The 17,933-nt window shown below is 33.3% G+C and carries 14 protein-coding genes and 1 pseudogene; 11 read left to right on the top strand and 4 right to left on the bottom strand.

Going from position 1 to position 17,933, the window contains the following annotated elements:
- Nucleotides 1-10 precede the first annotated feature (10 nt).
- The 4 genes from AC2A1C_RS04220 to AC2A1C_RS04205 all read right to left on the bottom strand — a co-directional run bounded on the left by AC2A1C_RS04220 (nucleotide 11) and on the right by AC2A1C_RS04205 (nucleotide 2,782).
- Entirely contained in the window at nucleotides 11-349 is a 339-nt protein-coding gene (locus tag AC2A1C_RS04220) for a cupin domain-containing protein (RefSeq protein ID WP_484023745.1), read from the bottom strand.
- A gap of 12 nt (nucleotides 350-361) precedes the next feature.
- Nucleotides 362-1,084, bottom strand: coding sequence for a C40 family peptidase (locus AC2A1C_RS04215; protein WP_484023744.1), 723 nt, complete (start codon nucleotides 1,082-1,084; stop codon nucleotides 362-364).
- Between the two features lie 64 nt (nucleotides 1,085-1,148).
- On the bottom strand, nucleotides 1,149-1,796 hold the full coding sequence (locus AC2A1C_RS04210) for an O-methyltransferase (RefSeq protein ID WP_484023742.1): 648 nt from the start codon (nucleotides 1,794-1,796) through the stop codon (nucleotides 1,149-1,151).
- Nucleotides 1,797-1,891: 95 nt separating this feature from the next.
- Nucleotides 1,892-2,782 carry an AraC family transcriptional regulator gene (locus AC2A1C_RS04205; RefSeq protein WP_484023741.1) on the bottom strand — a complete coding sequence of 297 codons (891 nt, stop codon included), beginning with the start codon at nucleotides 2,780-2,782 and terminating at the stop codon, nucleotides 1,892-1,894.
- A gap of 485 nt (nucleotides 2,783-3,267) precedes the next feature.
- Between AC2A1C_RS04205 and bglX the strand changes: the two genes are divergently transcribed.
- The 11 genes and pseudogenes from bglX (at nucleotide 3,268) to AC2A1C_RS04150 (ending at nucleotide 17,932) form a co-directional block, all read left to right on the top strand.
- The gene (gene bglX / locus AC2A1C_RS04200; protein WP_484023739.1) at nucleotides 3,268-5,541 is read left to right on the top strand and encodes a beta-glucosidase BglX; all 2,274 of its coding nucleotides are present in this window, start codon (nucleotides 3,268-3,270) and stop codon (nucleotides 5,539-5,541) included.
- Nucleotides 5,529-6,962, top strand: coding sequence for a glucoamylase family protein (locus AC2A1C_RS04195; protein WP_484023738.1), 1,434 nt, complete (start codon nucleotides 5,529-5,531; stop codon nucleotides 6,960-6,962). The genes bglX and AC2A1C_RS04195 overlap by 13 nt, the downstream gene beginning before the upstream one ends.
- Nucleotides 6,963-6,990: 28 nt before the next feature.
- Entirely contained in the window at nucleotides 6,991-7,818 is an 828-nt protein-coding gene (locus AC2A1C_RS04190; protein ID WP_484023737.1) for a phytanoyl-CoA dioxygenase family protein, read from the top strand.
- Nucleotides 7,815-8,645 carry a sugar phosphate isomerase/epimerase family protein gene (locus tag AC2A1C_RS04185; protein WP_484023735.1) on the top strand — a complete coding sequence of 277 codons (831 nt, stop codon included), beginning with the start codon at nucleotides 7,815-7,817 and terminating at the stop codon, nucleotides 8,643-8,645. The genes AC2A1C_RS04190 and AC2A1C_RS04185 overlap by 4 nt, the downstream gene beginning before the upstream one ends.
- Nucleotides 8,638-9,861 (top strand): alkaline phosphatase family protein, encoded by a 1,224-nt coding sequence (locus tag AC2A1C_RS04180; protein WP_484023734.1) that lies wholly within the window; start codon nucleotides 8,638-8,640, stop codon nucleotides 9,859-9,861. The genes AC2A1C_RS04185 and AC2A1C_RS04180 overlap by 8 nt, the downstream gene beginning before the upstream one ends.
- Before the next feature lie 86 nt (nucleotides 9,862-9,947).
- Nucleotides 9,948-10,679: a hypothetical protein gene (locus AC2A1C_RS04175; protein WP_484023732.1), complete on the top strand. Its 732-nt coding sequence runs from the start codon at nucleotides 9,948-9,950 to the stop codon at nucleotides 10,677-10,679.
- A 97-nt stretch (nucleotides 10,680-10,776) separates the two neighbouring features.
- Nucleotides 10,777-13,221, top strand: a complete 2,445-nt coding sequence (locus tag AC2A1C_RS04170; protein ID WP_484023731.1) for a glycoside hydrolase family 31 protein — start codon at nucleotides 10,777-10,779, stop codon at nucleotides 13,219-13,221.
- 12 nt (nucleotides 13,222-13,233) lie between these two features.
- Nucleotides 13,234-14,658, top strand: coding sequence for a glycoside hydrolase family 30 protein (locus AC2A1C_RS04165; RefSeq protein ID WP_484023729.1), 1,425 nt, complete (start codon nucleotides 13,234-13,236; stop codon nucleotides 14,656-14,658).
- A gap of 28 nt (nucleotides 14,659-14,686) precedes the next feature.
- Nucleotides 14,687-15,112, top strand: coding sequence for a DoxX family protein (locus AC2A1C_RS04160; protein WP_484023728.1), 426 nt, complete (start codon nucleotides 14,687-14,689; stop codon nucleotides 15,110-15,112).
- 411 nt (nucleotides 15,113-15,523) lie between these two features.
- Nucleotides 15,524-17,133, top strand: a pseudogene (locus tag AC2A1C_RS04155) (ComEC/Rec2 family competence protein).
- A gap of 130 nt (nucleotides 17,134-17,263) precedes the next feature.
- A complete protein-coding gene (locus AC2A1C_RS04150) occupies nucleotides 17,264-17,932 on the top strand; it encodes a succinate dehydrogenase cytochrome b subunit (RefSeq protein ID WP_484023726.1) in 669 nt (222 codons plus the stop codon).
- The last annotated feature ends 1 nt before the right edge of the window (nucleotide 17,933 follow it).

The following is a 17,933-nucleotide window of genomic DNA, read 5'->3' as shown; positions in this document are numbered from 1 at the left end:
ACTATTTTAGCTAAATCAAAATTCTATCATTCTCAGTGGAAGAGGTAGAAATTACCAAAAATTCCAAATCTTCCGGATTTTCATTAGAAATAGAATGAATGTTTTTAGAACGAACAGAAATTCCTTCTCCTGATCTCACATTAATTTTTTCATCATTGAGATGAAAAGCGGCATTTCCATTTAAAATGTAAAAAAACTGATCTGCTTTTTCGTGATAATGAAGTTTTTCTGAAGTTCCTTTTGGCATTTTTTCTTGCTTGATAACAAGGTTTTCCGAATTATTCAGAATCCAACTTTCGCAATTTTCACCCCATTTATAGAATTCAGAATTGTCTTTATTTTTTTTCATATCCGAAAAGAATTAATCATTTAGAATTTTCTTTACAAATCTAAGTTTATGAGTATGTTGATTTAGTTCTTTATTAAAAATTCCGGTGCTGTCCAAAGTATCAATTCTCACTTTTCCTGAAGCATGAATAATTTGCTGATTTGCCATCATAATTCCGACATGTACTACTTTTCCTTCGGAATTTTCAAAAAAAGCAATATCGCCGGGTTGGCTTTCTTCCACAAATGTAAGTGCTTCTCCCAATTCCGCTTGCTGATAAGAATCTCTCGGAAGTTTAATTCCATGAATTTTATAAACCAACTGAACCAATCCGCTGCAATCCACCCCAAAAAAACTTTTTCCGGCCCACAAATAAGGAATATTCAGAAATTCTTTTGCCGTGAGAACGATGCTTTCCCGAAGATCATGACTTCTTCTGGAAGCAACCACAGGAAATTCTACTTCAGAACCCATAGAAAGAAGTGTTCTGCCATCTTTCATAATCACCGAAGAAAAATCTTCCGTGATAACTGTTACTTTTCTTTTTGCTAAATATTCTTCCGAAACGTGCGAAATCTGTTTTACATCAATCCATCCTTCATAGCCGTCATAATGCATTTTTATTTTCGTCCAATACTTCTGTTCTTCCAGAATATCGCAGCTTTCACCAAAAAGCATTTGAGTGACCATTTCTACTTTTTCGGATGGCTCTTCCCGAACCGGAGCTACACTTACAGAGCAAATTGCTTTATTCATATTCTAAATTCGAGGTTCAACTCTTCGACTTCGCTCAGAGTGACAACAAGTTTATAGTTAAATTTTATTTTCTACGAAGAAGATTTACTCCGTCTCGCAAAGGTAGAATAAGATTTTCGAAATCTTCATCTTTTGCTATTAAATCATTTAATTCCTTAATTTTTTGAGTGGGAATTTGTTTTGGATTTTCTTCTAAAACTTTTCCGTACCAAAGCACATTATCAAACAAAATTACCGAGCCTGATCGAGTTCTTGGTTTTATCAGTTTAAAATATTCTACATAATTTTCTTTATCGGCATCTATAAAGACCAGATCAAAAATTTCATCCGAATTTCTCAAAAATTCTTTTGCATCCTGAATCCTGAATTCTATTTTTTCTGAAAATCCACTGTCATTAAAATATTTTTGTGGTAAATAGGCCAGATCTTCATTCACATCAAGCGTGATTAGTTTTCCGTTTTCTGCCAAACCTTCTGCAAGACAAAGTGCTGCATAGCCTGTAAACGTCCCTATTTCTAAAATTTTTTTAGGTTGCAGGATTTTGGAAATAATTGTTAAAAGCCTTCCTTGCTGATATCCCGAAATCATGTGTGGCTGTGTGGTTTTCTGGTAGGTTTCCTTTCTTAGTTTTTTTAATAGCTCCGGTTCGTTGGAAGCATGTGTTTCCAGATAGCGATCCATTTCGGCATTTTTTTCTTCAAAGAAGCTCATTGGTAAATAGAATATTTCTTCAAATTTAAATAAAAAAGCGTTGTAAAAATGGAATTGTACGTTTGTATGTAAACAATATGCAGGATTATAGAAATTTAGATTGACAAAATTTTTGTTTTCCTGTAATGATTAGGTGTTACTTCATACTTCTTTTTAAAATGCCTGTTAAAATTAGAAATATTAAAAAATCCGCATTTGTTGGCAATAGTTTCTATGTTTTCTTCTGTTTCCAAAAGTAATTTAATAGCCTTGGTTAGGCGAAATTCTATTAAATAATCGGTAAACGATACCCGTGTTCTTTGAATAAAAAAACGGGAAAACGAAGTCTCCGTCATATGTACCAAATCAGCAAGTGTTGCTATTTTTATTTCTTTATGAAAATTGTTTTTCACATAATCAAAAACCTTACTCAAGCGCATCGATTCCAAAGGATTAGATGCTTCTATATCGTCTGTGAGAATATTGGTAAGATTTTTAGACTTACTTATGATTTCTAAAATTTGTATCAACGAATACCATTTTTTAAGAGGTGGGTAATGCCGCATTTTTTTCATAATCTCGGCTATTTTTTCCTGATCATAGCCATTGATTTCGTACGCTTTTTTATTGTCCTTCAAAAAAGAACAAATGGGTTTTAATTCAGGTAAGGACAAAATTCCTCCAAAACTTTCCAAACTGAAGTGTATTACGATAGATTGTGCTTTCAGGTTTCTTTTTTTTTGATAATATTTTTCCTCGTTTTTGTAGGTGTGTGGTACATTACTTCCTATGAAACACAGATCGTTTTCGGAAAATTCTTTTACATGATTTCCTATATATCGGGTTCCTGTGCTGGAAACTACCAAGACAAGCTCAAATTCCGGATGATAATGCCAAGGAGTGGGAAAATATTCGTAATCAAAATAACGATATACAAATGATTCATCATCATTTTTGGTAAGATGTTCCAGTGCAGGAATCATAATATTGGTATTTTTATGCCCCATTTGTTCGTTTTTGAAAAGTACCGAAAGATATAAAAGTATATATTTTTATGAAAATTTTATGAGTTTATATCATTTTATGATTTTTATCAGTCATAAAAATATCATTTTTGGACATAATATTATAATTTTTATTAAAAAAAATAAATGATTGATATAAAAATATCAGCAATAAGCATAATAATATCATTACTAATATTGGTTTGAAAAATATTTTTAAAGGAAATAAAATTAAAAATATGTGAACAAAGTTTTTACAACACTTGCAATAGAAATAGTGATGAAACTAAATGTAGTATAAAAATCGAAAATAGAAATGAAGTAGTATTTATTTACAAGAAAGTAAATTTCAGAAAAGGAAAAATTTCTACAGATGGATACAGAAAAATAAACGCAAGATATTAGATTCAAGACACAATGCTTCAAATCAGAAATAGTACAATTAAAAATGTATGATTAATTTTATAAACTACTTAACAATATTTTTCATGAAAAAATTTAAAATTGTACTGTTTTCATTAGGTTTTTCTTTGATTTTTGCCCAGGACTATTCCCAAAAAGATACTTTTATTAATGACTTAATGGGCAAAATGACCTTAGAAGAAAAAATAGGTCAGCTCAATCTCATCTCTCCTCCCGGAGATATTAAGACAGGGGCTGCAGTAAGCGCCGATGCAGAAAAGTATATAAAAGATGGCAAATTGGGAGCGGTACTTAATATGACTACTCTTGACCGCATAAAAAAAACACAAAAAATTGCAGTCTCACAGTCTCGTCTGAAAATACCGCTCATTTTTGGTCTTGATGTCATTCATGGATACAAGACAGGATTTCCCATCCCTCTTGCTTTTTCCGCCTCCTGGAATCCTGAATTGGTAAAATTAAGCGCAGAAATTGCTGCCAAAGAAGCCTCTGCAGATGGCATTAACTGGACCTATTCTCCCATGGCGGATATTGGAAGAGATCCGCGTTGGGGAAGAGTGGCTGAAGGAGCAGGTGAAGATCCATTTTTGAGCTCAAAAATTACAGAAGCCCTTGTAAAAGGATATCAAGGAGACGACTTATCAAAAAACAATACCATAATGGCGTGTGTAAAGCACTTCGCATTATATGGTGCTTCTGAAGCTGGAAGAGATTACAATTCCGTAGACATGAGCCAAAACAGAATGTACAACGAATATTTTCCTCCCTACAAAGCCGCAATTGATGCAGGAGTTGCTACAGTAATGACTTCCTTTAATGACATCAATGGAGTTCCTTCCACAGCAAACAAATGGTTGCTTACTGATGTTTTGAGGAAACAATGGGGTTTTAAAGGCTTTGTAGTTACCGATTTCACGGCAATTAAAGAATTGATTGCACATGGTTTGGGAAATAATCAGCAGGTGGCTGCTAGAGCTTTGAAAGCAGGAACAGATATGGATATGGTAGGTGAAGATTTCCTTAAAACACTAAAAAAATCAGTGGAAGAAGGAAAAATTTCAGAACACGAAATAGATCAGGCTTGTCGGAGAATTTTAGAAATGAAATACAATCTTGGCTTATTTGATGATCCTTATCGTTATCTTGACGAAAAAAGATTAAAAACAGACATCCTTACACAAGAACACCGAAATGTTGCCAGACAGATTGCTGCACAGACTTTCGTGCTGATGAAAAACGAAAAACAAACTTTACCACTTAAGAACGGAGAAAAAATAGCATTTATCGGTCCTTTGCTTGATGACAAAGCCAATATGCCGGGAACATGGGCTGTTGCGGTAGATTATAAAGAATCAGTTACTTTAAAATCTGCTTTAGAAGAGCTTCCAGAAAAAGCTCAGTTCCTTTATTCCAGAGGTTGTAATATCACCGAAAATTTAAATTTGGAAAAAAACGCATATATAGAATTTCCAAAAGATCAACCTAAAAAGTCACCTGAAATATTGTTAAAAGAAGCCATAGAAACCGCAAAAAAAGCAGACAAAATTGTTTTGGTTTTAGGTGAGGCTTCTGAGATGACAGGAGAATGTTCAAGCAGAACAGATATTAAATTTCCTGAAAACCAGTTGAAACTGTTGCAGGAAATGAAAAAAATAGGAAAACCAATTGTAGTCATACTTTTCACAGGAAGACCATTGGATTTATCAGATATGATTGAATTTCCAGATGCAATTCTGAATGTCTGGTTTCCCGGAATTGAAGCAGGACACGCCATTACAGATGTACTTTTTGGAAAAGTTAATCCTTCTGGAAAACTAAGCATGACCTTTCCTCGTTCTGTAGGACAAGTTCCCATTTACTATAACCATAAAAATACAGGACGTCCCTTAGAATTTACGGATAACCGCTTTGAAAAATATAAATCTAATTATTTAGACGAAAGAAACGATCCTTTGTTTCCATTTGGTTTTGGGTTGAGCTATACTCAGTTTAAATATGACAATTTACAAATTTCCAAAACACAACTGAAAGGAAATGAAACACTGAAAGCAAGCATCACTATTACCAATTCTGGTGACTATGATGGGGAAGAAGTGGTACAGTTGTATATTCAGGATAAAGTAGCAAGTATAACACGCCCTGTAAAAGAACTGAAAGGTTTTCAGAAAATAATGGTAAAAAAAGGAGAAAGTAAAACCGTAACTTTCGACATCACTCCGGAACTTCTGAAATTTTACAATGAAGATTTAATCTATGATTGGGAAGAAGGCGAATTTGAAATTATGATAGGAACCCATTCACAAAAAGTAACTGCTAAAATAATAACATGGCAAAAATAAATTTACACTCAATATTCTTTACATTAATCTTTGGTTTTTCGTTAGCTCAAAAACCTAATGAAGCCAATGTCAAGGAAAAAATTCCCATTGTGGGCGTAAAAAAAGGACTTTCTGATGAAGAGTTAATGGAAACCGTACAAAAACAGACCTTCAGGTTTTTCTGGCATTACGGACATCCCGTTTCCGGAATGGCAAGAGAGCGAAGCAATACCGTAAAATGCAATTATTATTGGGATTACATCAACGAAGCTTGGGATGAACCTAACCTCAGCAAAGGAACTTTCGGTCCGGAAGCTATCGCAGTTGGAGGTACCGGATTCGGAATTATGAGTACCATTGTCGCCGTAGAACGCAAATGGATTTCCAGAGAAGCAGGATTAGACAGAATTATCCAGATTGCGGACTTTTTAACAAAAGCAGACCGTTTTCATGGAGCATTTCCACATTTTATGGATGGAGCTACAGGAAAAACCATTCCTTTCGGAAGACTGGACGATGGAGCAGATTTAGTAGAAACCTCCTATCTGATGATGGGTTTTCTATGCGCCAGAGAATATTTTAACCAAAATACCACCAAAGAAATTTATCTTAAAAAAAGAGTAAATGATATGTGGGACACCATCAACTGGAACTGGTTTACCAATAACGAGAAAAAATTGTACTGGCATTGGTCTCCTTATCAAGGATTTGACATGAATTTCCCGATCTGGGGCTGGAACGAAGCACTTATTACCTATATAATGGCAGCATCTTCTACATGGCATCCAATCAGTAAAGACGCTTATAACGGAACTTGGGCAGGAGCAACCGGTTTTAAAAATGGTAAAAAATATTACGGCTACGAATTACCTCTTGGAAATTATGATACCGATAAAGGAGGACCTCTTTTCTTTGAACAATATACTTTTCAGGGAATTGATCCGCGAGGTTTGAAGGATAGTTTAAATATTGACTACGAAGTACAAACCCGAAATCATACTTTAATTAATAGAGCTTATTGCATTGAAAATCCAAAAAAACATACAGGTTATGGCGAAAAATGTTGGGGTTTAACAGCAGGAGACAGCTATAAAGGTTACATTGCCCATAGTCCGGATAACGATTTTGGTGTGATACAGCCAACTGCCGCTATTTCTTCATTACCATTTACGCCTAAAGAAAGTATGCAGGCAATGCGTTATTTTTATGAAGAATTAGGTGGAAAAATTTGGGGTGAATACGGTTTTCATGATGGTTTTCATTTAGGAAAAAACTGGTCGTCAAATACCTATTTGGCAATTGATCAGGGACCCATTGTAGTAATGATAGAAAACTACAGAACAGGCTTACTTTGGAAATTATTCATGAACATTCCGGAAATCCAAAGAGGATTAAAAAGATTAAGTTTTACAAGCAAAAGTCCGGTTCTAAAAAAGAAATAATACACAAAATGAATAAAAATTAAACACAATGAACAATTTTCATTTAACCCCTGAACAAATAATTCAATATCATAAAGACGGTTTCATCATCATCAGAAATTTTCTATCCCCTGAAGAAACCCGGAAACTACACGAAATTGCTGTAAATGATGATGTCATGCGTAAAAACGCTTTCGATCTTAATGACCAGACCGGAAAAAAAACAAAACTCAGCCTTTGGTACACTCCCGGAAATGATACTTACGGACTTCTCACCAAATCCGAAAGAATGGTTCATAATGTAGATAAATTACTGGATGGAGAAGCTCCTGTCTGTCATTTTCATTCTAAACTCATGCAAAAAGAACCAAAAGTTGGCGGAGCTTGGGAATGGCATCAGGATTACGGTTATTGGTATAAAAACGAATTCCTTTTTCCGGAACAGATGATTTCTGTAATGGTTGCTATTACAGATGCCAATAAAGAAAATGGTTGTCTGCAAGTCATCAAAGGAACACACAAAATGGGAAGAATTGAACATGGTTTTTCCGGTGAGCAGGTAGGTGCTTCTCAGCATTATGTAGATTTAGCATTGAAAACCATGGAGCATATTTTTGTAGAACTGAAAGCAGGTGACGCATTATTTTTTCATTCCAATTTATTGCACCGTTCAGAAGCCAATACTTCAGAGTTTCCGAGATGGAGTCTTATTTCCTGCTACAACCGTGCTTCCAATATTCCGTACAATGAGCCGAATATGAGTTGCATAAAACCTTTAGAAACAGTACCTAATGACGCTCTGATGACTTGGGAAGCTGAAGGTTTATCAGAAAGCACCGATTTTCTGTCTAAGGATAAAGACGAAGCATTAAAATGAAAATCAAAGTTTTAGCTACACAATGGGGAAGTGAAGACTGGTCTGCATCACAGTTTTTGGATTTTGTAAAATCTAATCAGTACGCAGGTGTAGAAATTAATATGCCGCAAAATCAGGAATATATTTCTGAATTTCAACAAAAACTATATGAAATAAGGCAAAATCAGGAATTCATTTTTGTAGGACAAGCAGTTTTAGCCTATCAAAATGAAGGTTTCAAAGAACATTTGCAACGCTATAAAAAACGACTGGGAGAAGTTATCGCCTTAAAACCCGATTTTATTAATGTGCAAACCGGAGCCGATTTTTTTAGTTTTGAGGAAAATTGTGCATTTATAGAATGTGCAATAGAACTTTCAAAAAAAAGCGGAATCAGTATATTTCACGAAACGCATCGGGGAAAATTTTCATTTCATAGTCTGAAAACATTGGAATACCTTGAAAAATTCCCTGAACTGGAATTGACAGCAGATTTGTCTCATTGGTGTAATGTTTCGGAAAGTTTATTGATAGGTCAGGATGAGATTTTGGAGAAAATATTTCCCAGAGTTAGACACATACACGCAAGAATTGGGTTTTCCCAAGCTCCGCAAGTCAATCACTTTTTGGCTCCGGAATGGGAAGAAACTACCCAAAAATTCCTAAATTGGTGGAAACAAATTTTGGAAACTCACAAAAATTACACTCGATTTACTTTTCTTACAGAATTTGGTCCACAACCATATCTGCCGGGTTTGCCATTTAGCAATGTTCCGGTTGCTGACCAATGGGAACTCAATTTAGCAATGAAGGATTTATTCAATAAAAATTTTGTAATTAATGACTAAAAAAATATTCTTCTTATTGTTTTTTTGCTCGGCATTTACATTTGCACAAAAGACTAAAAAAGTACTTTTCGTAATTGCGGATGGGATTTCGTATGATGTTATTCGGGATATGAAACTTAAAAATGTAGAAAAAATTGCTAAAAAAGGACTTTTTACTCAAGCTCACGTCGGTGGTGAAAAAAACACATACAGCGAAACTCCTACAATTTCCGCTGTCGGCTACAATTCTTTGCTTACCGGAACCTGGGTAAATAAACATAATGTCTGGGACAATGATATTACAGCTCCCAATTACCATTACCCAACTATTTTTAAAATCTTTAAAGAACAATTCCCTAACAAAAAAACCGCCGTTTTTTCTACATGGGAAGACAACAGAACCAAGCTTTTGGGAAGTTCCGCAAAAGAAACCGGAAATTTCCAACCCGATATTTATTTTGACGGTTACGAAAAAGACGAAAAAAAATTTCCTCACGATTCTGAAGGTCATTTTTATAATATCATTGATGATTTTGTAACAGATAAAACCGTAGAATCTGTGAAAAAAGATGCTCCTGATTTATCTTGGGTATATCTGGAGTATACTGATGAAATGGGACATCGTCACGGAGATTCCGAATATTATTACAACGCATTGCGCAAAACGGATGAACGTCTCGGGAAAATTGATCAGGCTATCGAATATCGTGAAAAAAACTTCAATGAAGAATGGCTTTTTATTGTAACCACTGATCACGGGAGAGATACTTTTGGTTGGCACCACGGCGGACAAAGCGCAAGAGAACGCAGTACATGGATATTAACCAATTCTCCGAATTTTAATCAATACGCTAAAAATCAGCAACCGGGAATTGTAGATCTATTTCCTACCATTGTCCGATTTTTGGGGATGAACATTAATAAAGAACTTGCCTTTGAATTAGACGGAACTCCTCTTATCGGGGAAATTTCTGCAATAGAACCTGTGATAAAAATAGAAAATGGCAAAGTGAAAATCTGGTGGACTTTTCTGAAAGAAGAAGGAGATGTGAACATTTATCTTTCACTTACCAATAACTTCAAAAATGGTGGAAAAGATGATTACAAACTGACGAAAACCGAGAAAGTAAAAAACTGGTACACAGAATTTGATTTACCCAAAGGAAAACCTGATGGTTATTATAAAATAGTATTAAAATTTCCGTATAATACCATTAATAGATGGGTGAAACCTTAATGAAAAACAGATGAATTATGACAATTGAATTTGATATTGATAAGTTTGTCAATTATCTGAACAGGTATAAATCCGATTTGCCCAGATTGTATAAATGGAAACTAAACATTGATAAACTTGTAGAGCTTAAAATTTTAAATGATACTGAAATTGAAGAGATAAGTACAGACAATTCCTATGAAAATTCAATAATGCTTAAAAAAATTATTGGAAAAAAACTTAATGAAACCTTGAAAGGTAACAAGCCATTGTTTGATGAACTGAGTTTATGGATCATAAAAAAATGGGGTGGAATTTCGTCTGGGAATGATAGTGATGCAATAAACTTAATTGATAATTTAATAAATAAAGATGAGGCAGATTTTAATAGGATTGCGAGTTCTTCAAAAGTGGGGGCATTTATGTTTCCTGATAGTAAGATAATTTATGATTCTCGTGTAGCTTATACCCTTAATTGGATTATACTTTCAGAAGATGCGGGAAACTATTTTTTTCCAATACCTACAGGTAGAAACTCTAAAATGTCTGCATTTGATATGAATGTTTTAATAAGATTAAAAAACATCAAGCATTATCAACCAAATAAAATAGAAGATTTAAACGGAAAAAATTTTATTAATAAAATGGATAGATCTCTTTTTATTGATAAAAAAGTTGCTTATTTGGAATTGAATGCTCTTGTAAAAAAAATAAATCAAAAATTATGGGCAGGAGATTCTGAAAAAGAAAAAAATTTGTACTACACCGAAATGCTATTATTTGCAATAGCTGATAAGCAAATAATTATGGATATTATAATGAATTGGAAAAACCTATGATACTAAAAAAATAGTATCTTTTTTTAGAAAAAAATCAAACACTTTCACTTTGTCAAAGTTCTTAAATCTTTGACAAAGTTTAAAAAACCATTAAAAAATGAAATACCTCTTTATATTTTTTCCATTAATGATGTTTTCCCAGGAATCGGTGGGAGAAATTACCAATTATCATAAAACCAATCACGGATTAGAAGGAGAAACTGCAAAACAATTCTTTAAAATTTCAGTATATAATCCACATACAATCCGGGTGCAGGTTTCTAAGAATAAAAACATTGAAGATTTTTCCTTTGCATTGGTTGATGAGAAAACTCCCAATTTTTCTGATTTTAAAATAGCAGAAAACAATTCCTCACTCACAGTTTCCACTTCAGAAATTACAGCAGAAATCCAGAAAAAACCTTATTTTAAAATTACCTACAAAAATGCTGATGGCAAAATCCTAAATGAAGATATTGATGGGAAAGCTTTAGGAACTACTTTTCAGGGCGATAAAGTTACGGTCTATAAAAAATATTTGGGCGAACATTTTGTAGGAATGGGTGAATCTTTGGGAAATCTTGACCGGTATAAAAGCATTGTCACTACTTGGAATACTGATTTTTATAAATATGATGATCCCAGAAATCCTATGTACATCAGTGTACCTTTCTATATTGGTATTCTCAAGGATGAGGTGTATGGAATTTATTATGACAATTCGTACAAAGGAACTTTCAATTTTGGTTCGTCTAATAATCGTTTCATGTCTGTTAGTTTTGAAGGAGGAGATATGGATTATTTCTTTATTCACGATCATTCTGTGGTGAAAGTCATTGAAAATTATACAGCCTTGACAGGAAGAATGCCTCTTCCTCCAAAATGGAGCATCGGTTATCAACAATCACGGTGCAGTTATTATAATGAGGATCAGGTAAAATTCATTGCAAATACTTTTAGGCAAAAGAAAATTCCTTTAGACGGAATTGTGCTGGATGCTGATTATCTGGTAGAATACGAACCTTTCCGTATTGACACCAAAAAATTTCCGGATATGAAAAGAATGGCTTCACAGTTAAAGCAACAAGGCATTGAACTTACAGCCTCGGTAAATCCCGGAATTAAAATTGACGAATCCTATTCTGCCTACAAAAGCGGCTTGAAAGAAGATATTTTCCTAAAATATCAAGATGGAGAAAATTACATCACTGATATTTATCCAAACACCAATCATTATCCCGATTTTACCAATCCGAAAGCTAGAAAATGGTGGTCAGATCAAATGAAAATTTATCAGGATGTGGGAATTAACGGCTATTGGAACGATATGAACGAACCTGCAATAGAAGGACAAATGATGCCCGATAATGTAGTTTTTGATTATAATGGAAGAAAATCCAATACCGCAGAATCTCACAATTTGTATGGTTTTTTGATGGCGCGTTCCTCTTTCGAGTCTTTCAAAAAATATGGCGGAAACAAACGTCCGTTTGTGATGACACGTTCTGCTTTTGCAGGTGTACAGCGCTATGCAACAGTTTGGAGTGGCGATAATCAGGCAAAAGATGAGCATTTGCTTTTAGGTGTTTTGCTCAATAATCAGATGAATCTTTCGGGAATACCTTTTGTAGGTCCCGATTTGGGAGGTTATATCGGTGACGGAAATAAAGATTTATATAAAAGATGGGTAGAAGTTGGTGTCTTTTCACCTTACCTCAGAAATCATAGAGAGCAGTTTGCAGCTTCTAACGAACCTTGGAGTTACGGCGAAGAAAATGAACTTATTTCTCAGTCGTATATAGGTTTTAGATATCAATTAATGCCGTATTTGTATTCCAAATTTCATGAAACTTCCCAAAACGGAATGCCGATCTCTAAAGCATTATGTGTAGATTATCCTTTTGATGCTAAAATTTATGATATCAATTATCAACACCAGTTTTTCTTTGGCGATGCCTTGTTTATAGCACCTGTAACCAGCAAAGAAAAGCAGAAGAAAATTTATTTTCCTGATGGAAATTTCTATAATTTGTTTACAGACGAAAAAATAACGGGAAATCAGGAAAAGATATTGAATATAGACGCTTATCATTTACCCATTTTTGTAAAAGAATCTTCTATTATCCCGCTTCAAAATGTAACCCAGTCTACTAAAGAAAAACCGGATGACACACTTTTACTTCATATTTATAACGGGAATAAAACCAACATTTTTTCTTATTACGAAGATGATGGTGAAACTTTAAACTATGAAAAAGGTGATTTTTATAAACGTTTAATAGAATTTAACCCGGAAAAAAGAATGATCCGTTTTTCTAAAGCAGAAGGAAAATGGAATTCAAATTTCAAAAAAATCAAATTGATTCTTCATGGTTTTGATACTGTAAAATCTGAATTAAATGTAAAAATAGAAAAGCAAAAACCATTTGATCCGTTGGCAAATCTAGATCAGATTTATTATGATGCTTCCGCACTGCAAAACATGAGAAAACAAAATGAAATAAAAGACACACAGACTTTTGTTGTGGAAAATAAGAATGAAGAAATGATTTTTACCTATTAATACAGTTCCCTTATGAAAACCTATTTTTTTTCCATTTTTTTGATGGGAATAAGCCTGATAAAATCACAATATAAAATTGAAAATATATTTGTGACCTCAGATTCTTTAAAGGCAAAACTCATCAAAGCAGAATCAAAAAACCAGTGGAAAACCTATACAGAAATGGGAGAATGGGACAATTATATTGTTATAGACCCTAAAAAAACATATCAGGAATTTTTAGGAATTGGTGGAGCGGTTACTGATGCCTCCGCAGAAGTTTTTTACAAATTACCAAAAGCAAAACAAGAAGAACTTCTAAAAGCCTATTATTCTAAAGAAGGACTTAATTATTCTTTGGGAAGAACCAATATTCATTCATGTGATTTTTCTTCAGAATCATACACGTATGTTGCTGAAAATGATAAAAGCCTGTCTACTTTTTCTGTAGAGCATGATAAAAAATACAGAATACCTTTGCTAAAGGAAATTTTAAAAATTCGCAATAATGATTTAACGCTGTATGCAAGTCCATGGAGTCCACCAGCTTGGATGAAAACTAATAATGACATATTGCATGGTGGTAAGTTGAAAAAGGAGTATTACGAAACTTGGGCAAAATATTTTGTTAAATTTATTCAAAACTATCAAAAAGAGGGAATACCGATCTGGGGAATAACAGTGCAAAACGAACCGATGGCAACGCAAATATGGGAAAGCTGTCAGTTTTCTGCTAAAGAAGAAGCCGATTTTGTGAGAAACAATCTGTCGCCTCAGCTCAGAAAAGCAGGATTTTCTGATAAAAAGATAATTATTTGGGATCACAACCGTAATGCAATGGCACAGCGTACTTTTGAAACTTTAGATCCTGAAACTGCAAAATTGGTTTGGGGAATTGGTTATCATTGGTATGAAGACTGGTCTGTTGGAAGACCAATGTACGAAAACGTAGCAAAAGTACAGGAGATGTTTCCGAATCACCATCTGCTTTTTACGGAAGGATGTAACGCTCCTTTTGATTTTTCTAAAATGAACGATTGGAAATGGGGAGAAAGGTATGGTTCGGCTATGATTAACGATTTTAACGCAGGAACGGTAGGTTGGACAGACTGGAATATACTCTTGGATGAAAAAGGAGGACCAAACCATGTTGGAAACTTTTGCTTTGCGCCGGTACACGCAGACACAAAAACAGGAGAGCTTATTTATACTCCGGCGTTTTATTATATCGGACATTTTTCAAAATTTATAGAAAAGGGAGCGAAAAGAATTAATATTTTTCTGAATAATGCCTATCTCCAAGCAACAGCTTTTCAAAACCCTGATGGAAAAATGGTTTTGGTAGTGATGAATTCTTCTGATAAATCTTTACCCTATAAAATCCTTATCAACAATCAGGAAATTACACAAAAAGCGGTTCAACATTCTATCTACACTTTTATTATTAACAAAAAATAAGACGTAAAAATATTTTAAAACAAATTTTATGAAAAAACTATTAGACACAAATCCTATTGTAGGACATCAAAATCTGTATTTTTTATTAAGACTAATTCTGGGAGGATTAATGATATGGCACGGAAAAGAAGTTTTTGATGGGCAACTGATGATGGATTATTCTAAATGGGATCAGTTTAAAAACTCGTCCAATCCTTTATTGATGGTGTATCTTGGAAAAGGAACGGAATTGGCCTGTGGAATTCTCATTGTATTGGGTTTTTTGTTCCGTTTTGCTTGTTTGGTTCTCTCAGTTACTATGTTTTATATTTGTTTTAAAGTAGGAAATGGCGAATTTTGGTATGCAGATCAATTACCATTTTTGTGGGGATTGGTAGGAATATTACTTTTTGCACAAGGTGCTGGAAAATGGAGTGTAGATGGGATTTTCCGTGATAAAAATTATTATGGATAATTTTTATCATTCAGATTCGTACTAATGAATGAGGGATTCGATTATTGATTGTGAATAAAGAATCACCTAATTTATTATAAAAAACACAAATCAATATAAACGATTGATCGTCAGATTTATATTTGACTTTTTAAACATTTTTAGTTGAAATATTCTGTTGAAAGGCAGGATATTTCTTTTTCTATTCATAGTTTTTTAAATTTAATTTATTATTTTTCAAATTTTTTATTGTTATTATAATTTTACAAAATTTTGACAAAGCAGCCTTTTTTGATTTATCTGATAAGCTTTATTCTGGGAATTTTTTTTCAGAATAATTTTTTTATTGGCAAGTATTGTATTTTTACATTGTTGGGAATCAGTTTTTTATCCATTCTTTCACTTTTTCTGAAAAACCTATATATCCAGAAAATGAAGGAAGTTTTTGTTGTTTTTTTATTTTTTTCTGTGGGAATGTTTATGCATTTCTATAATTCTCAGAAGCCAGACCTTCCAAATTTGGAAAAAGAAAAAAAGATGATTTTCACTCTTGAAAAAAAGCTGAATTCTACCGCAAAAAGTAGAAGATATGTTATCAACCTGCATACAAAATCAGGAATTTTCACCAGTGTGCTTACTGCTCCTAAAAATTTAAAAGAATTGGATTTTCTACATTTTTACCGTGCAGATTTATGGATAAACAGGCCTCAAAAACCGGATAATGATTTTCAGTTTGATTATCAGAAATATCTTGAAAGGGAGAGAATTTATTTTCAAAGCTATCTCCCAAACTCTTACGAAATTGCTGACCGAAAAAATCTAAACTATATTGATAAAATTAAACAAAATAGAGTAGACCTTTTACGGAAAATTGATAATTCAGCAATATCATTTCAAACAAAAAATCTACTGAAAGGTATTATTCTGGCTGATCGTACGGAAATGGATGAGGTTACAATTCAGGATTTTAATAAATCGGGATTGGTACATTTTTTGGCAATTTCCGGAACACATATTGCGATCATGTATTGGATAATCATGATGATTCTTAAGAACCTGATTCCTGTAAAGTTTCGCAATGTAAGCATCATAATAAGTTTGCTTTTAATTTGGGGATTTGCCATGTATATTGGTTTTGGGAATTCTGTTGTGCGTTCTTGCATTATGATTACCATTTATTGTATTTATATACTTTTGCAGCGGAAGCCGGATTTGTTGCATTCACTTTCTTTTGCAGGGTTGATCATTCTTTTTGCAGATACGCAGCAACTTTTTGATATCGGTTTTCAATTAAGTTTTCTTGCCGTTCTTGGGATTTTTTGGCTGAATCAGCCTATTTTGAATTATTTTCCGATTGCAGAAAAATGGTATCAAAAGTTATTTTATAACGCTTTTTCTATGTCAGTTTCTGCACAAATTGCAACCTTGCCTTTGGTTTGTATTATTTTCATCAGTTTTCATGGATGTCGGTTCCGGCTAATCTTATTATAATTCCCTTTTCGGAATTCATCATTATTTTTTCATTGCTCATGACAATCCTTTTCAATTTTGAAATGAACATTAAATATATAAATCAGATGTATGATTGGATAATTGAGATTTTGCTTAAAATCATTCATTGGTTTGCAGATAAAGATTTTGCTTTCAATAAAATGATTCCGATGAATGCTGTTGAAGTATTGATTTGTTTTATTATTGTTTTCAGTCTGAAGTTTTTAATGGAGAAATTTAATTTTAAAACTTTGTTTCTGACAGTTTCATTATTATGCAGTTTTATATTGTTCCGAATTTTTTTCACATTACATGAAAATAGCAAAAATGAAATCCTAATTTCCAAACATTTTAAAGACAAAGTATTGATTAGTAAAGAAAGGAACGAGGTACATTTTTATTTTTCAGAAAAATGCGATACTGCTAAAATTAGAAAAAATATCATTGAGCCTTATCTTGCCTCGAGAAGAACGGAGGAATATGATGTATTTTTCGTTTCTGCAAAAGGATTGAATGTCAATGGGAAGTATTATTCTCTAGAAAAAGAATGATTATTAAGCGTTAAAATTTCCCAATGTCTTATTTAGAAGGATTACAAACTATTGAATTCTGATAAATCTCACTTTTAAGGTAGTGACACATTTTCTAAATTTGTGAAATTACATCTATTAAAAAAATACTATGTCGGGATTTTTAAGTTCTACTATTGGTAGAAAATATGCAATGGCATTATCGGCGATATTTCTGCTGATCTTTTTGATTATGCATGTTTCCGTAAATATGCTTTCTGTTTTTAGTGAATCTGCATTCAACGATGCATCCTATTTTATGGGATACAATCCTTTTGTGCAATATCTCATGCAACCGATTCTTATTTTTGCAGTGGTATTTCACTTTGTGATGGGTTTTGTTTTGGAAATTAAGAATAACAAGGCGAGACCTGTGAAATATTCAGCAAATTCTCCGGCAAATAATTCCACTTGGATGTCCAGAAATATGGTTATTTCGGGAGCAGTTATTTTGGCCTTTTTAGTGCTTCACTTTTATGATTTCTGGATTCATGAGGTATCTTATAAATATATTCCTGGAAACGGAGACCCTTCTGATACTACTAGATTTTGGGGAGAATTGCATGAAAAATTTGCCGATTTATGGAGAGTAATTTTATATGTAGTTTCCTTTATTTTGTTGGGATTGCATTTAGCGCACGGTTTTCAATCGTCTTTCCAGTCTGTTGGAGCAAGACATCCAAAATATACACCGGTTATTAAGACTTTAGGAAATTGGTATTCAATTTTGATTCCTTTAGGATTTATCATTATCGCTGTTTTTCATTACGTAACTCAATAAT

Source organism: Chryseobacterium sp. HNCC26DJ241 (genome assembly GCF_057180505.1).
Note: the sequence above shows the minus strand (reverse complement) of the source record. Positions and strands in the feature narration are given on the sequence as shown.